The sequence below is a fragment of the Winogradskyella litorisediminis genome, from assembly GCF_042675765.1.
Classification (GTDB): domain Bacteria; phylum Bacteroidota; class Bacteroidia; order Flavobacteriales; family Flavobacteriaceae; genus Winogradskyella; species Winogradskyella litorisediminis.
Window position 1 is genome coordinate 450,364 of sequence record NZ_JBHTJL010000003.1, and the last position, 22,203, is coordinate 472,566.

Genomic DNA, 22,203 nt, shown 5'->3' on the forward strand with positions numbered 1-22,203 from the left:
ATTTATAGTTATACTTTAATCGTTCTTAATCTTAATGCGTTACCAATAACCGAAACAGAGCTAAAACTCATTGCTAAAGCTGCAATCATTGGCGAGAGTAATATTCCGAAGAATGGGAACAACACACCTGCTGCAATAGGCACACCTAATGTGTTATAGATAAGCGCGAAAAATAGGTTTTGCTTAATGTTTCTCATTACAGAATCGCTTAAATTTCTTGCTTTTACAATTCCGTTTAAATCGCCTTTTACGAGTGTTATCATTGCGCTTTCAATTGCTACGTCTGTTCCTGTTCCCATAGCAATACCAACATCGCTTTTAGCCAATGCTGGTGCATCGTTAATACCATCACCTGCCATAGCAACTACTTTTCCGTTTTCTTGTAATTTCTCTACTTCTTTGAGTTTGTCTTCTGGTAACATACTGGCTTTAAAATCTGCAAGATTTAGTTCTGATGCTACTGCTTGTGCGGTATCGTGATTATCGCCTGTAAGCATTATTACATCAATCCCTTTATCTTGAAGTGCTTTAATGGCTTTAGCACTTGTTTCTTTTATCTTATCGCCTATAACTACATATCCAACGACGGTTTCATCTATTGACAAATAAGAAACTGTTTTGCCTTGTTTTTGGTAAGATTTCGCTTCGTCTTTCATTTTAGAAGCAATTTCTGCTTTCACATATTCCATCATTTTAGGATTACCTAATGCTACTTTTTTATCTTTTATGGTCGCTTCAACACCTTTTCCTGTGACTGCACTAAAATCTTCGGACTTTAAAATTTCTGCGTTGTGTTCTTTGCCATATTTAACAGTTGCTTCTGCTAAAGGATGTTCGCTATTGGTATTTAATGAAACGATGTATTGTAACACTTCTTTTTCGCTTAAAGCCTCATTAAAAGCACCAACGGTTTCAACTGTTGGTTTTCCTTCGGTAATTGTGCCTGTTTTATCAACGATAAGCGTATTCACCTTATCCATTTTTTCAAGAGCTTCAGCATTTTTAATCAATACACCATTTTGAGCACCTTTACCTACACCAACCATTACAGACATTGGTGTTGCTAAACCTAAAGCACAAGGACACGCAATGATTAGTACTGCAATTGCATTCACAAACGCATACACATAAACTGGTTCTGGTCCCCAAATAGACCATACTATAAATGTGATTATCGAAATGATTACTACAACTGGCACGAAGTAACCCGAAACTCTATCCGCTAAATTTTGAATAGGTGCACGACTTCTACTGGCATCATTCACCATATGAATGATTTGTGATAATAAAGTGTCACTACCTACCTTTTCAGCTTTCATTAAAAAGGATTGATTGCCATTTATTGTTCCGCTACTTACTTTATCTTCTTGAGATTTGTTTACAGGAATAGGTTCTCCTGTAATCATAGATTCGTCAATAGTTGTTTCGCCTTCAGTTATCACACCATCCACAGGAATTTTATCGCCTGGTTTCACTTTTAGAATATCATTAAGTTCTATCTCGTCAATACTGACTTCAACTTCTTCGCCATCTACTATTTTTATGGCTTTGTTAGGTGCTAATTTTAACAATTCTTTTACTGCCGAATTGGTTTTACTATGCGCACGAGCTTCTAACAGCTGACCTAATAGTACTAACGTTAGAATTACCGTTGCTGCTTCAAAATAGACGTGGACTGCACCTGACTCGGTTTTAAATTGACTTGGAAACACATCCGGAAATAACATTCCAATTACGCTAAACAACCACGCAACACCTGCACCAATTCCAATGAGTGTAAACATATTGAGATTCCACGTTTTTATGCTTCTATAAGCACGTTCAAAGAACATCCACGTAGCGTAAAAGACAACTGGAATGGATAAAACAAACTGAATCCAGTTCCAATTTTTCTGTTCCATTATATTATACAATGGATTGTTATTAAGCATTTCGCTCATAGCAATTAAGAAAATGGGTAATGTGAATACAGATGCTATCCAAAATTTCTTTAATAGCTTCTTATACGTTTTTTCTTCTGCTGAACTATCTGCTTCCATTGGCACTAAATCCATCCCACAAATAGGACACGAACCTGCTTCGTCTTTGACAATTTCTGGATGCATCGGACACGTCCATTGTTCCTTTGAAGTTGCTGATAGATTTTGTTCTTCCACCAAATCCATTCCGCAAACAGGACAATCGCCTGGTTTGTCATAAGTTTTATCGCCTTCGCAATGCATAGGACAATAAAATGTGCCTTTGCCTTTCCCTTTTGGTTGCTCTTTCTTTTTATCTTTTGAATGTTGATGCTGTTCACCTTGTTTATGAATACTGTATCTGTCACCATCCTTTTTTAAGGCTTCTTGAAAAGTTTCTATGGGAATATGTGATTCCATTTCGATTGTAGCTTCTGACTTATCCAAATCAACTATTGCTTTTGAAACGCCTTTCACTTTAGAGAGTGCTTCTTCTACGTGACTTCGACAACCGTTACAGGTCATTCCGTGTATGTGATATGTGTGTTTCATTATTGCTGTGTTAAATAATTAATGATTGTACTTTGCACATAGTAGTTCTTCACAGATTCTATTTGGTTCATTTGAAACTTTAGCTGCAACTCTTGAATATCCAAAACATCATTAAAATCAATCGTTCCTGTTTCATAGCTTTTGATTAAGATGTCTTCTGCATCTTTAGCTTGTTTTAAGTTCTTGATTTGAGTCTCATAACTTATTCTTGCCGAAATACGTTCATTAATCGCCTTACTTAAAAGTGTTTCCAAAGTGTTTAATCGTTCTTGTTTTTGAGCTGTTATTTCTTCCTGTTGCAACTCATTTTGCTTGGTTTGAGATTCATATTTTTTATTAAAAATTGGGATTGACAATGAAACCATAGGCATCACAATATCTTTACCGTTATCCGAGAAATTCATATCTGGCCTTTCGGAAACATTGATATAGTCCAAGCCAAAACCAATCATAGGACTGCTTTCTTTTTGGTTTAGTAATTCTGATTGTTCTATGGATTGAAATAGTTTATCATACTTCAACAATTCAGGATGCAATGCTAAATTTTCAGTAGTGATTTCGAAGTCTTCTGATGGCATCATTAAATTATCTACCACAGTAACAACAACATCATTTTCCCTGTTCAAAAGATTATTCAGATTTGTTTGTTCTGCTAAAAACTGTTGACTTAAAACATCTTTTAGTTGTTGCATTTCGTTTTGACGCATTTGTAATCGCAATACATCTACAGCTGATGCTTTACCAACCTCAACAGAGGTTAGTGCTAATGTTTCATAGGCCTCAAGTAATTTTATGTTTTCTGTTAGCACCTTTTGTTTCGCTTTGTTGGCGTATAAATTATAATAGGATTGTGATACAGAAGCCATCAATCTTCGTTTTGCAATAACAATGTCTTCATATTTAGCATCAGCAAATGAACTGATATAATTTTCTCTTGATGTAATTGTACCAAACCACGGTAACATTTGTTTGGCAGATACTTTAAAGCGTTGCGCTCCTGTTCGTGTTTCTGGTTCGCTTACAAAGTAACCTACACCAAATTCGGTATTAGGAATGGTATTGACTTCGTTTACTTTTTCAGAAGCTCTTTTGTATTGCAACTCAAATTTTTGAATATCTGGATTGTTATTTAATGCAACATCAATAAGCGTTTCTAACTCTTGACTTTGTGCAGAAAAAACAAAGCATAAAGCACAAAGAACAAAGACTGTTTTTTTATTGATTTTTATGTATTTCATTTTGTTGCTCTTTTAAGTTGAACTTCGGATTTCCAGCTGTATAATACTGGAACTACAAATAAGGTTATTAAGGCTATGAGCATTCCTCCAAAACTTGGTATTGCCATTGGAATCATTATATCGCTTCCTCGTCCTGTAGACGTGAGTATTGGTAATAATGCTAATATGGTGGTTGCTGTTGTCATTAAACAGGGTCTGATTCGTTTTTCTCCTGCCTCAACAATGGATGCTCTAATTTCCTTTTTATTTTCTGGTGCGTTTCTATCAAAAGTTTGCGTTAAATAGGTGGCCATTACTACCCCATCATCTGTTGCAATACCAAAGAGTGCAATAAAACCAACCCAAACCGCCACACTTAAATTAATGGGATGCATCTGGAATAAGTCACGCATATTTTCCCCAAAGAAGTTGAAGTTTAAAAACCAATCTTGGCCATAGAGCCATATCATTATAAAGCCACCTGCAAACGCTACTGCAATACCTGTAAACACCATTAATGATGTGCCAACAGAACGGAATTGAAAATACAGTATTAAAAAGATGATTGCCAATGCTAATGGCACAACAACAGATAGTGTTTTTTCTGCTCGTAACTGATTTTCATACGTTCCTGTGAATGCATAGTTGATTCCTTTTGGAACTATTAATTCACCAGAATCTATCTTTTCTTGGATTAGTGCTTGTGCATTTTCAACAACGCTTACTTCTGCAAAACCATCTAATTTATCAAACAAGACATAACCTACTAAAAAGGTGTCTTCACTTTTAATGACTTGTGGCCCTTGTTCGTAACGAACGGTTGCCAATTCGCTTAATGGAATAGGACTACCTGTTGAAACTGGTACATAAATCTGTTGTAAGTCTGTTGGATTTGCTCGTAATTCTCTTGGGTATCGCACTCGAACACCATATCGCTCACGACCTTCAACCGTTTGTGTTAAAACCATACCACCAACTGCAACTTTTAATACATCCTGAACATCTTGTATTGAAATGCCATAACGTGCAATTTTCTCTCTATCAATATCAATTAACAAATAGGGTTTGCCAACAATACGGTCTGCAAAAACAGCTTCTTTTTTAACGCCTTCAGCTTCCTTGATAATGTTTTCTAATTGCACACCAAACGCTTCAATATGCTTTAAGTCTTGACCTTTTACTTTAATTCCCATAGGTGCTCGCATTCCTGTTTGAAGCATTACCAATCTTGTTTCTATTGGTTGTAGTTTTGGTGCAGAGGTTACGCCTGGTAATTTGGTAACTCTTACAATTTCATTCCAAATATCGTCTGGTGATTCAATTTCTGGTCGCCAATTACGATAGTATTCACCATCGCCATCTTCGATTAGTTGAGACCTTTTAACTGAGCTATAAGCAACATTTTCAGAATTATTAGGATTAGAAATAAAACGACCATCTTTTAATTCAAACCAACCATCATCATTTACTTTGTAGCGTTGCCTTTCTCCTTCTGCATTCAACATATATTCTGGTTTGTACTGAATGATGTTTTCGTACATTGATAATGGTGCTGGGTCTAACGCCGATTCTGTTCTACCTGCTTTACCTACAACTGTTTCAATTTCTGGAATACTGGCTACTGCCATATCCAATTGCCGTAAAACTCTTTTGTTTTCTTCTACGCCAGAATGAGGCATTGAGGTTGGCATTAGTAGAAATGAGCCTTCATTTAAGGATGGCATAAACTCTTTGCCTGTGTTCTTCATTATAAAAAATCCTGCGATGACAATAGCAGTCGGAACAGATAAAAACAATAGTTTGTTATCTAAACACCACCTTAAAATACGTGTGTAGTATTTTATAAATAATGAGAAAACACCCAATAAACCAAAGCAAATAATACTAACAAAAATGAGATTCCAAAAAATGCTTTTATCAACGCCTAATGGTCTCCAGTATTCGGCTAACAAGAACACAATAGCTGATACAGAAATAATAATATTGATAAGATTAGCTTGCTTGTCTGTTATCTTATTTTGAAGATTGAGAAGTGCTGTAATTCCAAACGCTATCAAAATCAATCCTAACCAATACCCATAGACTATAGCTACGATTCCCAATGCTATTAAAACACCATTTAAAACATATTTAAAAGTGCTTTTAATGTTTTTCTTTCTGAATAAAAATGCAGCAAACGGTGGAATTAAAAATAACGCTACTATTATAGAGGCTGTTAGTGCAAAAGTCTTTGTGAAGGCTAATGGTCTGAATAGTTTTCCTTCCGCTCCAATCATTGTAAATACAGGAATGAAACTGATAATAGTTGTCATAACTGCGGTTACGATTGCGCCAGATACTTCAGCTGTTGCGTTATAGACTACTGTGTTAATTGGGATGAGATTCCCACTTTCGTGGGAACGATTCTCGTCTAAATGCCGAATAATATTTTCTGATAGTATGACACCAACATCGACCATTGTTCCGATAGCAATAGCAATACCTGATAAAGCGACAATGTTGGCATCTACACCAAAGAGTTTCATTGCAATAAATACCATTAAAACTGCAACAGGTAATAGTCCAGAAATTAGTACGGAAGCTCGAAGATTAAACACCATAATAATTATTACTAAAATGGTAATCAATATTTCAAGAGTTAGGGCTTCGTTAAGTGTGCCTAATGTTTCTTGTATCAGTTCTGTTCTGTCATAAAAAGGCACTATAGTTACTTGTGATGTTCTACAATCCGCTAATACTTTTGAAGGTAATCCTGCACTTAATTCATTAATTTTTTCCTTTACGTTATTAATGACTTCCATTGGGTTTGCGCCATAACGAGCCACCACAACAGCTCCAACAACTTCTGCACCTTCTTTATCTAATAAGCCACGTCGTGTTGCAGGACCTAAAGAGACTTTTCCAATATCTTTGATTTTGATTGCTGTGTAATCCTCGGAAGTGACTACCGCATTTTCGATGTCTGAAATGGATTTCACATAACCCAAACCACGAACTAAATATTCGGCTTGGTTAATTTCCAAAGTCTGTGCACCAATATCCTTATTACTTTCCTTAACTGCTTTTACAACGTGATGCAATCCAATATTATACTGACGCATTAGTTCTGGATTTACGTCTACTTGATACTCCTGAACATAGCCACCAATAGAAGCAACCTCGGAAACACCACTTGCAGAGGACAACGCATACTTTACATAGTAATCCTGAATACTGCGTAACTCTTGCAAATCCCAACCACCAGTTACATTTCCGTTTTCGTCACGACCTTCAAGTGTGTACCAAAATATTTGTCCTAATCCTGTGGCATCTGGGCCTAAAGCTGGATTCACACCTTCAGGTAATAAACCACTTGGTAAGGAATTAAGTTTTTCGAGAATACGACTTCTGCTCCAGTAAAATTCTATATCCTCTTCAAAAATGATATAGATGCTTGAAAACCCAAACATAGAGGAACTACGAATGGTTTTTACACCTGGAATACCGAGTAAAGATGTTGTGAGTGGATAGGTAATTTGGTCTTCTATATCTTGTGGTGAGCGACCATCCCATTTAGTAAATACTATTTGTTGGTTTTCACCTATATCTGGTATGGCATCTACAGCAACTGGATTACTTGGTAAGAAACCAGTATCCCAATTGAAAGGTGCATTAACCGTTCCCCATCCTACAAAAAGGACGAGTAGCAGAACTGCTACGAGTTTGTTTTCTATTAAAAATTTGATGCTTTTATTGAGCATTGGCTTTGATTATTAAACAGTTGGACATTGGTGTAAGAAAAACACCGAATACAGCAAATTATCCTTACGACATTGCAGTCATAGGATAAAAAAGTCTATTGTTTAAAAATCAAATTAAGTATGTTTCGTCAATCTTGTAGAGTTGCCTTATGACGAGTGGCGGTTTATATTCTTCGTAAGTAGAAACGTTATTTTCTAAACCTTCAAAAAGGTTAATGTACGTGTAAACAAATGAAGCTATAAATAGGTGTTGTTCAAATGTGATTTTGTCAACTTGCAATTGTAATTCGTCTTGACCTTCAATTGCTAATTGTTCATCATCACAACAATTTTTCTTGGTAATAGAGCATCCTTCGGTTGAAGGCTTTTCCATTTCCATTCCGCACCCTTTGGCCTTATGAAAAATAGCAGTTTCTACTAACGTATCTCCGCAATAATGCATATTCACAGTAAATGACATTGTAGAGAATAACACTGCAAAAGTCATTGCTAAAGACATTATTTTATGGAAAATCTGCTTCATATTGATTGCGAAGTTACGAAATTTTAACAACTATTGATTTTGTTTAACAGAAGTTTAATTGATTAATCTGCTTAATCCCAAGTCATTTTCTGCAATCTAACTGCATTTAAAATTGCTAATAATGCTACTCCTACATCTGCAAAAACAGCTTCCCACATTGTGGCTAAACCACCTGCTCCTAATATCAAGACAATAACTTTAACTCCAAACGCTAAAATGATATTTTGCCAAACAATTTTTCTTGTAGAACGACTTATTTTAATGGCTCTAACTACTTTTGAAGGCTGGTCGGTTTGAATGATAACGTCTGCTGTTTCAATAGCTACATCACTACCTAAACCACCCATTGCAATACCAACGTTACTTGCTGCTAAAACAGGTGCATCGTTAATACCATCACCTATAAAGGCTATTTTGTTTTCAGGATTTTTCTTTAAAATTTCAACTTCGTTTAATTTATCTTCTGGAAGTAAACCACCTTTAGCATTTTCGATATTCAACTCTTTAGCGACTTGTTGCGTGATGGAATCTTTATCACCGGAAAGCATCATAATATTTTTAATGCCTACTTTGTGTAATGCTGTAATAGTTTCTTTTGCATCTTCCTTTAATTCATCTGCTATGACTACATAACCTGCAAATTGATTATCGATTGCAACTAATACTATCGATTCTACAATAGATTCCGTTTCAGATGGAACATTTATATTATTCGCAGTCATTAAGGCTTTATTTCCTACTAAAACTGTTTTACCATTAACAACGCCTTTTAAACCTTTACCTGCAATTTCAGAAACGTCTTGTGCTTCAAAATCTTCTCCTTCAGCTTTGTACTCTAAAATGGCTTTAGCAATTGGATGCGTGGATTGTTCTTCCAACGCCATTAAGTATTGCATAAATTCGGTTTCATTCCAACCAATTGCTTTTACTTCTTTGATTTTAAAAACACCTTTGGTAACGGTTCCTGTTTTGTCCATTACCAAAGTATTTATTTTGGTCATAGCATCTAAAAATGAAGCACCTTTAAATAATATTCCATTTTTTGAAGCTGCTCCCAATCCACCGAAATATCCTAATGGAATTGAAATCACTAAGGCACAAGGACAAGATATTACCAAGAAAATTAATGCTCTGTATAACCAATCTCTAAACACATAATCATCTACAAAAAAGTAAGGTATAAAAGTAACACCAATAGCTAAAAACACAACAATTGGTGTGTAGATACGAGCAAACTGTCTAATAAATAGTTCTGTTTTAGACTTACGAGCTGTAGCATTTTGAACCAAATCTAATATTCTCGCAATAGAACTGTCTTCAAACTTATTAGTTACCTCAACTTCAATAACGCTTTCTAAATTGATACTACCTGCGTAAACCTTTGCTTCTTTCTGAATGGAATCTGGTTTGCTCTCGCCTGTTAACGCTGCGGTGTTTAGAGATGCTTTTTCGGATAATAAAATCCCATCTAACGGTATTTTCTCACCTACTCGAATTTGTATTTTTTCACCAATATTTACAGCTTCTGGCGACACACTAACATAATCACCATCACGAAATACATTGGCTTCTTTTGGTCGAACATCTAATAAGGCTTTAATATTTCCTTTTGCTCTATTAACTGCTGCGTTTTGAAATAATTCTCCTACTGCATAAAATAGCATTACTGCCACACCTTCAGGATATTCACCAATGATAAACGCACCAATGGAGGCAATAGACATTAAAAAGAACTCGGTAAAAACATCGCCTTTTATAAGACTTTTCCATCCTTCTTTAATTACAGGAAATCCAACTGGAATATATGCTAAAGTGTACCAAACTACTCGAATCAATCCTTCAAATTGAGGAATCGCATCAAAATAATCTACAGCGATACCTACCATTAACATAACAAAACTTATAATAGCAGGAATGTATGTCTTGAATGCACTTCCATCTCCGTGGTCGTGACCATCATCGTGAGAATGTTGTTCTTCTGAATTTGGTTTTAAATCTCTTAAATTGACTTTCTTTTTTTTCATTTAATATCTAATAATTTTTCAATGTCATTGGGAATAGGCATCCGTTTTAATGGTGGCCCGTTTGCTCCACCTGTATTACCAAGTGGAACGTGATTTATAAATGATTTCCAGCCACCCACAAACAACCTAACTATTTGACCTATTACTTCTTTAGTATCTTTTTGTCTAAATCCAAATTTTAGCATTAACCAATGTGAATAGGTATGTTCTATTGGATAAGATTGCCCTATGATATGACTGCGTTCTAAATGATACCAAGCATTGCCAAAATGCTTATTTTCTAAACAGAAACTGTATAGTTTTAATTCTTCGTTATACGCCTGTTTAAGATGTTTAGGTATTTTAGTATTAAACTTCATATCCACTAATTTTGGATAAATGTACTTTAATAGTAAGTGCAATGGAAGTGCAATTATTAGCCACTACACTTATCGCAAATACCTTTTACCACCAAATTTACATTCTCTGACACAAAACCATCAGGTACTTTAATTTGCGGTATTTTATGTTCTGTTAGGCAAATGGTTTCATTGCAATTGTTACAATGGAAATGTAAGTGTAAATCGGTTTTTATATCACAATTACATCCCTTTTCGCATAACGCATATTTTGTTATCCCTGTGCCATCGTCTATTTGATGCACAATATCCTTTTCTTCAAAAGTTTTAATAGTTCTGTACAAGGTAGTTCTATCTGCTTTTTCAAAAGCATTTTCAATATCACTCAATGTTACCGCTATCTCTTTTTCTGCAAGAAACTTATAAATTAACATACGCATTGCTGTAACACGAATATTTTTTGACTCTAATACTTGTTCTATTGTTTCCATATTTAATCGTGGTCTTCGTTTCCAAATGGTTTAATAATAAGACCTACACTAAATATAAAACCATCTGTAGGTGCATAAATCTCTGGAAAAACAGGATTGTCGTGTGGTGGTAAAACCAAAGGTGAAAATCTGCTTTGTCTTCTATCTGTAAAGTTTTCGAAATTTACAAATACACTTCCTAATTTAAAGTTACGCATAACCAATAAACCCATAGTTACAAAGTCTGTAGTTTCGGTTCGATTAGATAAAAACTGTTTTCCTGTATAAAAGGTTTCGTAACCAATTCGCCATTTTTCAGATTCGTACATTAATACACTACCTGCGTTGTGTTTTGCGGTTAATGGCTTCTGTGGATTACCAGGTAAATAATTTAGTTTGGTATCAATAAGCGCATAGTTTAAAAACCATCTAAAGTCTTTGTAAGTAAATTTTATATTGGTTTCTGCTCCTTTGCTAAAGATTTCATCTGGTGCATTTTCAAACTGAAATAAACCGTTATCTGTAGAATTTAAAAGTAGACCATCATTTATTGCAGTCACATAGAATAATTGGTTTATAGAAAAACCAATCTCATCAGATAATCGTGTTTGATAGTTTACATCGAAATTAACACCATAAGAACGTTCTGCATCTATTGTTGATTTATCTATGGCGAGGACATTTTCAAAATTGATATACTCTGCTTCTTCTGTGAAAATATCTGGAATCTTATACCCTAAACCACCACCAATTCTACTTGAAAACCCACTATCATTTTTGTAGAGTAATGAAATTCTTGGAAGTGGAAAGAAACCGAAATCAGTATTATAATCTGCTCTTAATCCTGTTTCCAATATCCAATTATCTGATAAGTCATAAATATTATTTGCAAATGCGCCAAAGGTCACATCTTTTTGGTCTCGCTGTAATGGTGCGTTATCATTTTCATCGAAATTTGAGGTATAAAGATTAGCTCCAACTATCCAATCCGTATTTTCTGATGCTGTATTATATGAGATTTCAGTAAAGGTATTTGTTTGTTTGCCATCAAAATTAAAATCTGGAACGGTTAAATTCCTATCGAAAAAAGAGACACTATTTTTAAACTCTAATGAACTGACAGTATCTAATTGTGTTTGATATACCAATTGACTGCTTAATCGTTTTGAATTGTTTTCTTCTGTATATTGATGAATACCATCCTCACCACTTTCAATTTTAGTAATATCTCCACCAATTCTATCGTCATACGTTCCGTTTAATCCAAACCAAAGTGTTGTTTTCTCTGATGGGTAATAAAACAATTTAGGATTAAATGAAATTGATGTTGTTTTTGGTAGATTGCTAAAGCCATCATCTTCTGGGTCGTACCCTTTTTGGTAATGACCAGAGCCATAAAGTGAAACACCGAATTTTTCATTTCGTTTGCTATAAAAAACATTGGCTGTACTTCCTAACGCTTGTGTTTGAGTTAGCATAATATCTAATGCAGGTTCTTCATCTGGTGTTTTAGATACCATATTTACTAATCCTGCAATAGCACCTCCACCATAAAGTGTTGACGAACTTCCTTTAATAATTTCAAATTGTTGTAAGTCTAAAGGTGGTATTTGTAAAATACTTAACCCACTTGAGAAACCACCATATAATGGAAATCCATCTCTTAAAAGCTGTGTGTACCTACCATCTAAACCTTGAATACGAATATTGGTACTCCCACTACTTAATGATGTTTGTTGCATTTGTATTCCTGTGCTTTCACGAAGCACCATAGAAATATTAGTAGGATTCATTATTGCTTTTTCTCCTAATTCCTCTGCACCTATAAACTCTATACGTGTCGGTATTTTTCTAACGGTTCTCGTACTTCTTGAAGATTGCAGTACTACAGCATCTAATTGATTACCACCTTCTTTTAATTTAAAGACTAACGCTGTATTACTTGGAATTTGAATTGTTGTCTCAAATGCTTCAAAGCCTAAAAAGGAAATTATTATTTGATGCTGACCATCTGGTATTTCTGTAAAAGTTGCAATACCATCAAAATCGGTTACTGCTCCTTTTTCTAATGCTTCAAAATAAACCGTTGCGCCCAATAAAGGCTCGTTTTCAGCTTCTGTTAGGACTTTTATTTGTATGTCTGATGTTTGTGCCTGTAACGATAGGCAAAGTATTAATATGAGCTTTATGCTCAATAGGTATTTATTCATTGAATTGTATTTGTAATTAACTAAATAATTGATTTAAAATCGATTTGTTTTAGCTGATTACTTGTGGCGGATGCCAAATATTGGAAAGGAAATTAAACCCGTAAATAGGTTGATATGTAGAAATTAAATCCGTTGAGATTTCAATATTAAGTTTTAAATCAAATGTCTTGATGGGTTCGTAAGTAATTGTCATACCGCAACAATTACAAATACAAGTTACAGGACAAGAATCGTCGCTATCTTCTTGATGATTATGATTTGTACTTATCTCGTCTTGATGCTGCTGGTCTTCTATATTTTGCCCATCAGAACAAGGCTTTGCTGAAAGCAATAGTATAATTAATGATAATATGATTGTTACAAATTTCACAATTACAAAGATAAAAATTTAATGATGCAATGGTTGTGCAATTATTTTATTTAAGCGACAACCTTTGCTTTCTCCTTTAAAGTTTCAAGATGCTTTACCATATTGCTTTTACACCATACCTCTTGTTTTATTGTTGGTGGATGACCAATAGCCTTGGTTAACTCTTCCATCATAATCTGCTCAACTACTTCTACATATTCTTCAGTAGTAGATATGCTATCGTGAATAGTGTATATAGGTGCTAATGGATATTCTTCTGAAACACGCTTTGCTATGATGTTAATCATTAAATGACTCTCTATGCTCTGTAATAATCTTGGAAGTAAAGATTTGTCCTTACTTTTTATTTTAGCAAATACATCATACACCGCTTTAAACTTTTGCTCAAATAACCTTTTGGGTGCTGCTTCTGCTTGCCCCTTAAATTGGTTGGATGTAAACAACACTTGAAAAACTGCTGCTTTAACTTCTTTGCGGTCTTTTAATTCAATACCTAATTCCTGTAAAAAGGCATCCTCTAAAAACTCATATAACTTTCCAGATACTACTAAATCAATATAGTCTTGAAACTCATTATTTATAAGGGATTGGGGGATTTCTCCTAACATAATGTAAGAATCATTGTTATGAATATTTATATGTGAAATATTTAATGTATCACTCTTTATTTCATTGAAAACCTTATTTATTTTATTAAGATAAGAAAAATAGCGACTCTGCGGTTCATCAAAAGCAATCGACAATGAGTTATTCTTATTTCGCTCAAATTTTTGCACTATCCAAAAATCACGACTCAACAAAATAGTACTTAAATAGGGTTGACTGTTTTTAATATCTAACGAAATTAATTTTTGGCCATCATACGTAACAGCATTTCTAATTCGACTTGGCATATTGGTCAAATTGGTATGAAAGCGATATACATTATCATCCAACATCAAATTATAATCTTGCCATTTTAACCTTTGTGCGCTCATTTGAGCGTGTACCATTTGATTTGTTGGATGCTTATATTTTTTTCTTACTCTGTCGTACTCCCAAAGTGCTTTATCTTTTATTTTTAAATTATGCTCTTGAACTAAAAAGTCATCTATGTAATCATAATCAATTCGTAGTTTATCATTAAACCACTTTGTTAAAAAGCCAAGATGTTTAACCGACTCTATTTTACGATTTTTATGGGCTTTTAATTTGTTTCTAAAAGTGAAGTCTTCAACTTGCATTGATTTTACAGGTGTTCTGTATCTCTCAATAAATCGAAATCCTTTTGATTTTTCTCCAACCACATAATGATTATCGGACTCAATAATTTGTAAATCGCTTTCTAAATAGTTAAGATACTTTTTATAGTTCTGTATTTTATCCTGCAATTTTTTTGCGTTGATAGGCACAAAATCTTCGCCCTGAATATTCTTATCCATTAATGGAATAGCATTTATTAAATGCAGGATATAACATAGCTTGTCTAACTTATAAGGTTTAAAACTTGGCGGATTATTGTGCGTTAACTCGAATATATCCAAGTTTTCAGGTATGTATATTCTCATTATGCACTTTTGTTTTGGATTAAAATTCCGATTACATCATCATATTCATAGTACATAGTTTTACCCATTTTTGTATAAGGTAATGTTCCGTTGATTCGTAAATTCTGCAACGTGCCTGCTGAAATATTTAATAGCTCACGTACGTCTGCTGATTTTAACCACTTTTTTTGCTCTGTTTGGCTTCCTAAAATTGTCTTCAGTTCTGTGATGATTTCCTGTTTAAGAGTCTTTAAATCATCCTTTGTAATTACTTCAAATGTCATTTTTTATTAAAACGTATTAAAAGGTGTAAACACCTGATTTATATTGTGTTAATTTACGATATTTTGACCTTTACATAAAACAAACTTATTAACATTTATGCACTATCTTTTAACAGAAAAACCCTTGAATAATCAAGGGTTTAAGCATATACTTTTGTTCTTTGTTTATATATGTTAATTAGCGATTCTTTTGGAAGCATCAACATTACTTTTATCAGCAAACTTTTGTTTTAAAATTGCCATATCATCACTTACTTTTCTATCCAATATTTTGGCATAATGCTGTGTCGTTTTAAGTGATTTATGACCTAACATCTTGCTTACAGATTCCATTGGCACACCATTAGACAATGTTACAGTAGTTGCAAAGGTATGACGAGCTAAATGTGTAGTTAAGTTTTTATTAATACCACACAAATCTGCTATCTCTTTTAAATAGGCATTAGACTTTTGATTACTCAATACAGGAAGTAACACACCTTTAGTAACTGCTTCTGGATGGTTCTCGTATTTCTTTATAATTTCTAAAGCGGTTGGAAGTAGTGGAATATTACTACGTGTATCGGTTTTAGTACGCTTTGTCTTTATCCACTTATCACCATCAATACCAAATACCAAATTGTCTTTTGAGAGCTTCTTAACGTCGCTATATGCTAAACCAGTAAAGCAACAGAATATAAAAATGTCTCTTACTTGCTCTAAACGATTAGTGTGTAATTCTTTTTCGAGCATTGTTTGTATTTCTTCTTCTGAAAGAAATTGACGTTCCACTTCTTTTAAACGGACTTTATAATTTAGAAATGGGTCTTTTTTAATCCAATCGTTTGCTATTGCAATACGTACTATCTTTTTAAAATTCTTGATATACTTAATTGTACTGTTATGTCCGCAGTTTCTTACGGTTTTTAAATAGAACTCAAAATCTGTTATATACTTGTGGTCTATTCTGTTTACAGGAATATCGCTTACATTGTATTGATGTTGCATAAACTCTTTCAGATGCTTACATACAGTTTTGTAACGTTCTAAAGTTCCTGCTGAAAACTCTCTACCAACTAATTTTTCAACTTGCTTGTTGTGATTTTTAAAGATGGTTATGAGTGTTCTTTGTTTTTCTTCCACTCCTAAAAACTTATTTTTAAGGGTTTCGGTTGTAACCTCTTTGTTATCTTGAATTAAATCTCTTTGGCTTTGATATACTTTTGAAGTAAGTGAATCTAAATAGGCATTTAGTTCTCGTATATCTTCTGTTCTTCCAATAGCTTTATTGGCTTCAACGCTCCATTTCTCAATCTCAATGGTACGTTTTGTACTAATCTCTGTACGCTTACCATCTATGGTAATACGTAGGTAAATAGGGCATTTGCCCTGTGCATCTACTTTACTCTTTTTTAAGTAGAATAATAATCCAAATGTTTTGTTCATTCTGGTGACCTTTAATTATACATTAATTTACAAAATTTCGAGGTCTTTTAATTGGTTTATTATACTGATTTATAAACAGTTATAAACAATTAGGTGACCTAATTAAGGTTGTAAAAAGGTCACCTAATAGGTCACCAACAGAATGGTTTTTAATACATATTTTGATGTTTTGGGTAAAATAAAAAGTCCCATAAACATTGAGTTTACAGGACTTTCGTTGATTTTGAATAAATCTTGGCGGAGAATGAGGGAAGTAATTGACTATCAAGAAGTTAAAACTAATTTTTAAAGGTCGATACCAAATACATCGTATTCTTCATAATAGAAACGTTGAAAACAGTTGCTAGAACAGCACTTCGGAGATATTTATCAAGGAAATTCAATAACAATATTTATTGTCAGAGCTGGAATAGTGAAATTCTAAATACTGATATGGTAGCCCTTATGTTGCACCACCTCTTTTTGGACTCGTTAACCATAAACTAAATAAACGATGTCAAAAATTAGCTTTTACATTAAAAATAAAAAAACACACACTACCCTTTATGTTCGATTCTCTGTAAAAAGAGGTGTTTTATTTAGAAAGAGTACTCAGTTACAGGTAGACCCAAAATTCTTTAATACAAAAACAGGTAAACTAAAAAACTTAGATAATTATACTGGTGGAATTGAACTTAAAGCAACTATGGAACAACTCAGAGGACATATATCTTCATATTACAATTCTGCGAATTCAGATGGCGAATATTTAGATTCAAAATGGTTTGGAGGTGTAGTAAATACTTTTTTCAATAGAGTCGGAGATAATAAATTAGAGTACTTAGAAGAATATGCAAAACATTATGTAGAAAAGCTCCCTAACAACAGAAATAAAAATGGGACTATTGGATGCACTAGAGCAACTATTGTAAAATATAATACCATCCATAGAAAAATTGTAGCTTATGAGACATCAAGAGAAAAAAAGTATAAAGTAAGTGATGTTGGCTCTGATTTTAGGGATGACTTTTTGAGCTTCTTAATAGAAGAATTAAATTTTGGTGAGAATACAGCGGGACGCTATATCAAGTTTTTAAAAACAGTTTGCTTAAACGCCAAGCGTAACGGTGTAAGAGTTCATCATCAACTAGAATCGATACAAGGTTTTATAAAGAAAACTGATAAAATCACCCTGAGTTTTAAAGAAATTGAAATGATAGAAAAAACTGTCTTCGAGGATAAAAACTTATCCGTGGCAAGAGACTGGCTAATTATTGGGTGCTATCTAGGTCAAAGAGTTTCTGATTTATTAGATATTACTACTGACAACCTCATTACAAAAAGTGGTCATAGAATGATTGAATTAACTCAACAAAAAACAAAAAAAAGAGTTTCAATATTAGTTCACCCAAAAGTTGAAGGGGTTTTAAAAAAATATAAAGGCAAGTTTCCTCCTCGCTTTAGAGAGTCAATTTTTTCAAATCGTTTGTTATTTAATGAACACATTAAGGAAGTAGCAAGATTATCTGGACTAACAGAAATGATATATGGAGGATTGATAGATAAAAGTACAAGGCGGAAGGTTTGGTCTAACTACCCAAAATATAAACTAGTCTCTAGTCATATAATGCGACGAACGTTTGCGACATTGTTTTACGGAGACATTCCTACAGCCTTATTAATAAGCGTAACAGGACATTCCACAGAGAAAATGTTTTTACAATATATAGGGAAGGCTGACATAGATTACGCAGAACAATTGTCGAAGTACTGGAAAGTTGGAAATAGCGGTGATTGATTGGGGATTCTTAAATCTATGTCAACTCTTTAATATTCAAGAATCAAATTAAGCTTAATTTAATGAATGTACTCTCCACTTATCAGGAAAGTAGGGTATTTGAAAGTAGATATGTGCTAAATTACGTAAGAAAGAATAACCTGCTTTATCTGTTCGATAATCAAACTCAAATTCGTCTACTCGTTTATTATACTCATTTTTGAAATCTTCAAAGGTCATTTCATCGTGTAAATTCATAAAAAGTCTTATGTCCCTTTGATATCCGTCGTTAAAATGTGGATTCGAAAAAAGTTGCTCATCTAAGTCATCCTCCATATTTTTAATTAAGTTTTTTGATATAGAGCTTTTTCCGTGATGTGGTACGAAAAGCCCCAAATCTATCTTATTTTCAATGACAAATTTTCTAACTATATTGTAATCATTCTCCAAATTTAATATCGCTACATACTCTAGTAAAACTGCTAGAAGCGGACTTGTACTATCTGAATAATAAACAGGCTTTTCCTTTTCTGTTGTAAACCTAATTACATTTTCATAGCTATTATTTGCATCGGGCATCCTATTGTATTTTTCTTTGCCATTAATTATGTAGCTTAGAACGCCTTGCAAGTAATTAATAGCACTTGCATTATCGTCAAGTTGTATGTAGATGTTTAAAATATCTACGATTGGAATTGAATTTATATCTACTAAAGGGCGTAAGGAAACATTGTTTGCGCTTATTACAGCGGACAACATTTTTTTTATGGTCTCTTTATCGACTTTTGGATTGGATAGGTCTATGTTTAGCAGGAACGTTAAATACTCTAAGTACTCAAATGTCCGTTTTGTATAGCCTACTTGCTCATATCTTCCCGAATTTTCGTAGGATAAGCCATCTTGTATGCTTGCGATGGTATAAGTGCGCTTAAAATATTCCGATAAAACAGACAAATAAAAATTTAGAACATCATCAAAATATTCTTTAGTTTTTTTGTCATTTTCTAAGTCATTTTTCAATATCCAATGCCAAAACCTCAATACTAAATGTGTTAAGTAGCGTTTCGCAATATCAAGGTTGTTATATTCTTTTGACTCGGTATAGATTACAAGTGAAATAAGTTTAAGGCTTTCAAATAACAACTTCCATTGTCTTTTTTTCTTTTTCCAACCTTGCCATTCATTTTTACTCAAGAGTTCGTCTATAAGCTTTATAAAATCATCTGAAATACCGCTTGAGGCATTTAGATTGATTAAAACCCTGTTAAATTTTTTTGTAGTGCTTTGGTCGGTCAGTAAGTAAGCTCCAAATAAATGCTCTGAAAATTCAATACTTAATTTTTCAATGCCCCAACGCTCACATTCAATATTTTCTTCTTCGGGAAACTCTTTAGATATAAAACCCTTATATGTCTTTCTAGCACTACCTTTGAGCTCTCCATTATGCACTAATACTACTTTCTTTGGGAGAACATCAAATCCCTTGTAGGTAGTTTCAAATTCAGCATATTTAGCCTCTCGCAATGACTCTATAATCCCATCGTTTTTGGTTAATTTGTTTGCTGTAATGTTCCTGTCCTCTCCACCTTTTAGTTCAAAATAAAAACGTTTTTTTATTCCGTCTTTGTCTTTTCCAACTGCTACTACATCTTTCCCATATTCAGAAAAACCTTTATTTTCTGTGGGTTTCGTTAAAATCTCAAAACCTAGTGAAGTTAAAAGCATCGGAAATATAGTATTAAGTTCCTTCTCCTCTGTTAAGGACTCTAAATAAGATTTTACGATTAGTGGCTTTATATTCATTGCGGTAGCTTTAAGTTATGTTCATAAAGGTCTGGATTTAAGAAACTACTACTATCAATTTGAATTTTACTCTCAACTCTACCAAGAGGCGATACTTCGCCCTCACGCATCATCCACGAATTACCTCTAACGATAATTGTATTTTTAGCCATCTCCATAAATGTACCCTTTCCTTGATGTACTTCTTTCATCATTTTGGCTTGAGCTTCGTGTTCTAATCTTCGATACAAGTCAATTAAATGTTTTTCATTTTGGTATGGGTTTAAATCGTCTATGGACTGCTTTAATTCCTTTAGCTTTTCATAGTCATCCAATGCTTTTTTAATAGGTCTTAAAAACTCTTTATCGTTTTTACTATTACCTAAGCTCTCTTTAATTTGTTCATATAAAGAAGAGTGATAGGTTTTAAAGACTTTGTAGGCTAAATGCTCCTGTAAATGCTTACGTATTCCCTTTAATTTTGAGTTCCGTAATGGTAGTATGAGAGGTAACAATACGTCAAAAGAATGCGGGTGTTTACAGATACTGTCTATTGCGGTAACTTGGTGTTCAGCTTCGTTTAATTTCGTTAAGTAAACTTGAAAGATGCCGAGATAAGCGCTAAAAATTGTTTTTACGCCTAATACCCCAAATGCTGAACCGTGCTTAAATAAATTAAGAATATGCTTTTCGGTTTCATCTTGTTGGGTATTCCAACCGTGCCTTATTCCGTTTTCAAAAAGCTCCATTGGAAACCTGTAATCGGGTTTTGCATTGTAAGACTTCATCATAATATCAAAAATATAGGCAGGGTCGTCAAACCGATAACTAAAAAAATCTTTTATCACGTGGAAATTCTTTGTTTTTGCAAGATATATATGAAGTAGTCCGTACTTATCGCTTTCATAACCATCAAGGAAATTTATATCTTGAAAAACTTGATTTAAAATTTCATTTTCTCCATTTTCCAAAAATTCTTGCCAAAGTTTAAAGGCTTGTTTCCTTGTGCTATCAGTCGTGTTTTCGTTTTTGATTATACTACTTATCAAATAGGATTGTTGTCGCGCAAATAAAGTGTCCTTAAAGGCTAATTCTCCAATCTGCTCAAATGCTTTATTAACGTCCTTTTCACTTTTGTATTCAATCCTACTTAGTGTGTTTAAGCATAATTTTTCATCTTTTGTTTTTAAGTCGATAATCATTTTAAGAGTTGAGGTTTCTCCTGTATTATAAAGACCGATTAAGAGTTCAGCGATTATCTCTAAGAGTACATTGTTTTGGAAGGCGAAGTCTAATAATGCTATACTCTTTTTAAGGTCTTTATTCGGTAATTTACGTAGTCCCGTTCTCACGCTATGGCTTCTTTCGTTTCTATCCCAAAGAGTTCTGAAAATTTCAAAAAAGTCCTTTTCCATATAGTCGTAATGATGTAAGAAATCAAAAAACGCACCCTCTAAATAGTGTAACGAAAAACCCCTTTCCACCTCGTCAATGTTCAGGATAAAAGACTTTATGTCTATGCCTTGGTTATGCAAGGTCAGTAGAACATAGCCACGCAACCCTCTTATTAATGTACTAAATGAATTTATTACTCTTTCACAATCATATTCTTTTTTTAAGGCATCATCAAAATCATCTATAAACTTAAATGCTTCATTAACATCTTTGGGTAAGGTCGTTTTGAGTTTGCTCTCTGCATGTTCTAATACAACTCGTTGCAATTCCATAGAATTGCTTGCAAACTCTAATATACCTTTATTTTCCTTGACTTCATATAAAACGCCTGTATCTATTAAGACGGTGTGTTGAGGTATTTCTTTCTTTGAATATTGTAGTTTTTGAGATTTTAGATAAATATTTATAAAATCTAAAATCACCTGTTTTTGTGAATTTTCAGTCATTGAGTTTATTTTAATTCAAAGAGAAACGTTATTTGACATTGCGTTTCTTCAAGTACAATCATATCAGTATTTAGAATTTCACTATTCCAGCTCTGACAATAAATATTGTTATTGAATTTCCTTGATA

At 33.6% G+C, this 22,203-nt stretch carries 15 protein-coding genes; 1 reads left to right on the forward strand and 14 read right to left on the reverse strand.

Features of this window, described 5'->3' with window-relative positions:
- Positions 1 to 8 precede the first annotated feature (8 nt).
- The 12 genes from ACFQ1Q_RS02085 to ACFQ1Q_RS02140 form a co-directional block, all read right to left on the reverse strand.
- Complete coding sequence (locus tag ACFQ1Q_RS02085) at positions 9 to 2,510, reverse strand: heavy metal translocating P-type ATPase (protein WP_386127481.1); 2,502 nt, start codon at positions 2,508 to 2,510, stop codon at positions 9 to 11.
- A complete protein-coding gene (locus tag ACFQ1Q_RS02090; protein ID WP_386127483.1) occupies positions 2,510 to 3,748 on the reverse strand; it encodes a TolC family protein in 1,239 nt (412 codons plus the stop codon). The genes ACFQ1Q_RS02085 and ACFQ1Q_RS02090 overlap by 1 nt, the downstream gene beginning before the upstream one ends.
- On the reverse strand, positions 3,745 to 7,467 hold the full coding sequence (locus ACFQ1Q_RS02095; RefSeq protein WP_386127485.1) for an efflux RND transporter permease subunit: 3,723 nt from the start codon (positions 7,465 to 7,467) through the stop codon (positions 3,745 to 3,747). Before ACFQ1Q_RS02095 ends, ACFQ1Q_RS02090 begins: the two co-directional genes overlap by 4 nt.
- 109 nt (positions 7,468 to 7,576) lie before the next feature.
- Positions 7,577 to 7,990: an HYC_CC_PP family protein gene (locus tag ACFQ1Q_RS02100; protein WP_386127487.1), complete on the reverse strand. Its 414-nt coding sequence runs from the start codon at positions 7,988 to 7,990 to the stop codon at positions 7,577 to 7,579.
- Between the two features lie 71 nt (positions 7,991 to 8,061).
- Positions 8,062 to 10,014 carry a heavy metal translocating P-type ATPase gene (locus ACFQ1Q_RS02105; protein WP_386127489.1) on the reverse strand — a complete coding sequence of 651 codons (1,953 nt, stop codon included), beginning with the start codon at positions 10,012 to 10,014 and terminating at the stop codon, positions 8,062 to 8,064.
- Entirely contained in the window at positions 10,011 to 10,373 is a 363-nt protein-coding gene (locus tag ACFQ1Q_RS02110; RefSeq protein WP_386127491.1) for a DUF3703 domain-containing protein, read from the reverse strand. The genes ACFQ1Q_RS02105 and ACFQ1Q_RS02110 overlap by 4 nt, the downstream gene beginning before the upstream one ends.
- A 56-nt stretch (positions 10,374 to 10,429) precedes the next feature.
- Positions 10,430 to 10,843, reverse strand: a complete 414-nt coding sequence (locus ACFQ1Q_RS02115) for a Fur family transcriptional regulator (protein WP_079738441.1) — start codon at positions 10,841 to 10,843, stop codon at positions 10,430 to 10,432.
- 2 nt (positions 10,844 to 10,845) lie between these two features.
- Complete coding sequence (locus tag ACFQ1Q_RS02120; protein WP_386127493.1) at positions 10,846 to 13,032, reverse strand: TonB-dependent receptor; 2,187 nt, start codon at positions 13,030 to 13,032, stop codon at positions 10,846 to 10,848.
- 49 nt (positions 13,033 to 13,081) lie between these two features.
- On the reverse strand, positions 13,082 to 13,402 hold the full coding sequence (locus ACFQ1Q_RS02125) for a DUF6660 family protein (RefSeq protein ID WP_079738439.1): 321 nt from the start codon (positions 13,400 to 13,402) through the stop codon (positions 13,082 to 13,084).
- Between the two features lie 50 nt (positions 13,403 to 13,452).
- A complete protein-coding gene (locus tag ACFQ1Q_RS02130; protein WP_079738438.1) occupies positions 13,453 to 14,949 on the reverse strand; it encodes a hypothetical protein in 1,497 nt (498 codons plus the stop codon).
- Positions 14,949 to 15,212, reverse strand: coding sequence for a helix-turn-helix domain-containing protein (locus ACFQ1Q_RS02135; protein WP_079738437.1), 264 nt, complete (start codon positions 15,210 to 15,212; stop codon positions 14,949 to 14,951). The genes ACFQ1Q_RS02130 and ACFQ1Q_RS02135 overlap by 1 nt, the downstream gene beginning before the upstream one ends.
- A 174-nt stretch (positions 15,213 to 15,386) precedes the next feature.
- On the reverse strand, positions 15,387 to 16,637 hold the full coding sequence (locus ACFQ1Q_RS02140) for a site-specific integrase (protein WP_386127497.1): 1,251 nt from the start codon (positions 16,635 to 16,637) through the stop codon (positions 15,387 to 15,389).
- Positions 16,638 to 17,130: 493 nt separating this feature from the next.
- On the opposite strand from ACFQ1Q_RS02140, the gene ACFQ1Q_RS02145 reads away from it, so the two are divergent.
- Positions 17,131 to 18,414 carry a phage integrase SAM-like domain-containing protein gene (locus ACFQ1Q_RS02145; RefSeq protein WP_386127499.1) on the forward strand — a complete coding sequence of 428 codons (1,284 nt, stop codon included), beginning with the start codon at positions 17,131 to 17,133 and terminating at the stop codon, positions 18,412 to 18,414.
- 54 nt (positions 18,415 to 18,468) lie between these two features.
- Here the strand turns inward: ACFQ1Q_RS02145 and ACFQ1Q_RS02150 are convergent, their stop codons facing one another.
- Positions 18,469 to 20,196 (reverse strand): hypothetical protein, encoded by a 1,728-nt coding sequence (locus ACFQ1Q_RS02150; RefSeq protein ID WP_386127501.1) that lies wholly within the window; start codon positions 20,194 to 20,196, stop codon positions 18,469 to 18,471.
- Positions 20,193 to 22,076: a hypothetical protein gene (locus ACFQ1Q_RS02155; RefSeq protein WP_386127503.1), complete on the reverse strand. Its 1,884-nt coding sequence runs from the start codon at positions 22,074 to 22,076 to the stop codon at positions 20,193 to 20,195. Before ACFQ1Q_RS02155 ends, ACFQ1Q_RS02150 begins: the two co-directional genes overlap by 4 nt.
- Positions 22,077 to 22,203 lie beyond the last annotated feature (127 nt).

Excerpts from the sequence above, each read along its gene's own strand:
- ACFQ1Q_RS02085 (WP_386127481.1), bottom strand. The coding sequence starts at position 2,510 with ATGAAACACACATATCACATACACGGAATGACCTGTAACGGTTGTCGA.
- ACFQ1Q_RS02090 (WP_386127483.1), bottom strand. The coding sequence starts at position 3,748 with ATGAAATACATAAAAATCAATAAAAAAACAGTCTTTGTTCTTTGTGCT.
- ACFQ1Q_RS02095 (WP_386127485.1), bottom strand. The coding sequence starts at position 7,467 with ATGCTCAATAAAAGCATCAAATTTTTAATAGAAAACAAACTCGTAGCA.
- ACFQ1Q_RS02100 (WP_386127487.1), bottom strand. The coding sequence starts at position 7,990 with ATGAAGCAGATTTTCCATAAAATAATGTCTTTAGCAATGACTTTTGCA.
- ACFQ1Q_RS02105 (WP_386127489.1), bottom strand. The coding sequence starts at position 10,014 with ATGAAAAAAAAGAAAGTCAATTTAAGAGATTTAAAACCAAATTCAGAA.
- ACFQ1Q_RS02110 (WP_386127491.1), bottom strand. The coding sequence starts at position 10,373 with ATGAAGTTTAATACTAAAATACCTAAACATCTTAAACAGGCGTATAAC.
- ACFQ1Q_RS02115 (WP_079738441.1), bottom strand. The coding sequence starts at position 10,843 with ATGGAAACAATAGAACAAGTATTAGAGTCAAAAAATATTCGTGTTACA.
- ACFQ1Q_RS02120 (WP_386127493.1), bottom strand. The coding sequence starts at position 13,032 with ATGAATAAATACCTATTGAGCATAAAGCTCATATTAATACTTTGCCTA.
- ACFQ1Q_RS02130 (WP_079738438.1), bottom strand. The coding sequence starts at position 14,949 with ATGAGAATATACATACCTGAAAACTTGGATATATTCGAGTTAACGCAC.
- ACFQ1Q_RS02135 (WP_079738437.1), bottom strand. The coding sequence starts at position 15,212 with ATGACATTTGAAGTAATTACAAAGGATGATTTAAAGACTCTTAAACAG.
- ACFQ1Q_RS02140 (WP_386127497.1), bottom strand. The coding sequence starts at position 16,637 with ATGAACAAAACATTTGGATTATTATTCTACTTAAAAAAGAGTAAAGTA.
- ACFQ1Q_RS02145 (WP_386127499.1), top strand. The coding sequence starts at position 17,131 with ATGTCAAAAATTAGCTTTTACATTAAAAATAAAAAAACACACACTACC.
- ACFQ1Q_RS02150 (WP_386127501.1), bottom strand. The coding sequence starts at position 20,196 with ATGAATATAAAGCCACTAATCGTAAAATCTTATTTAGAGTCCTTAACA.
- ACFQ1Q_RS02155 (WP_386127503.1), bottom strand. The coding sequence starts at position 22,076 with ATGACTGAAAATTCACAAAAACAGGTGATTTTAGATTTTATAAATATT.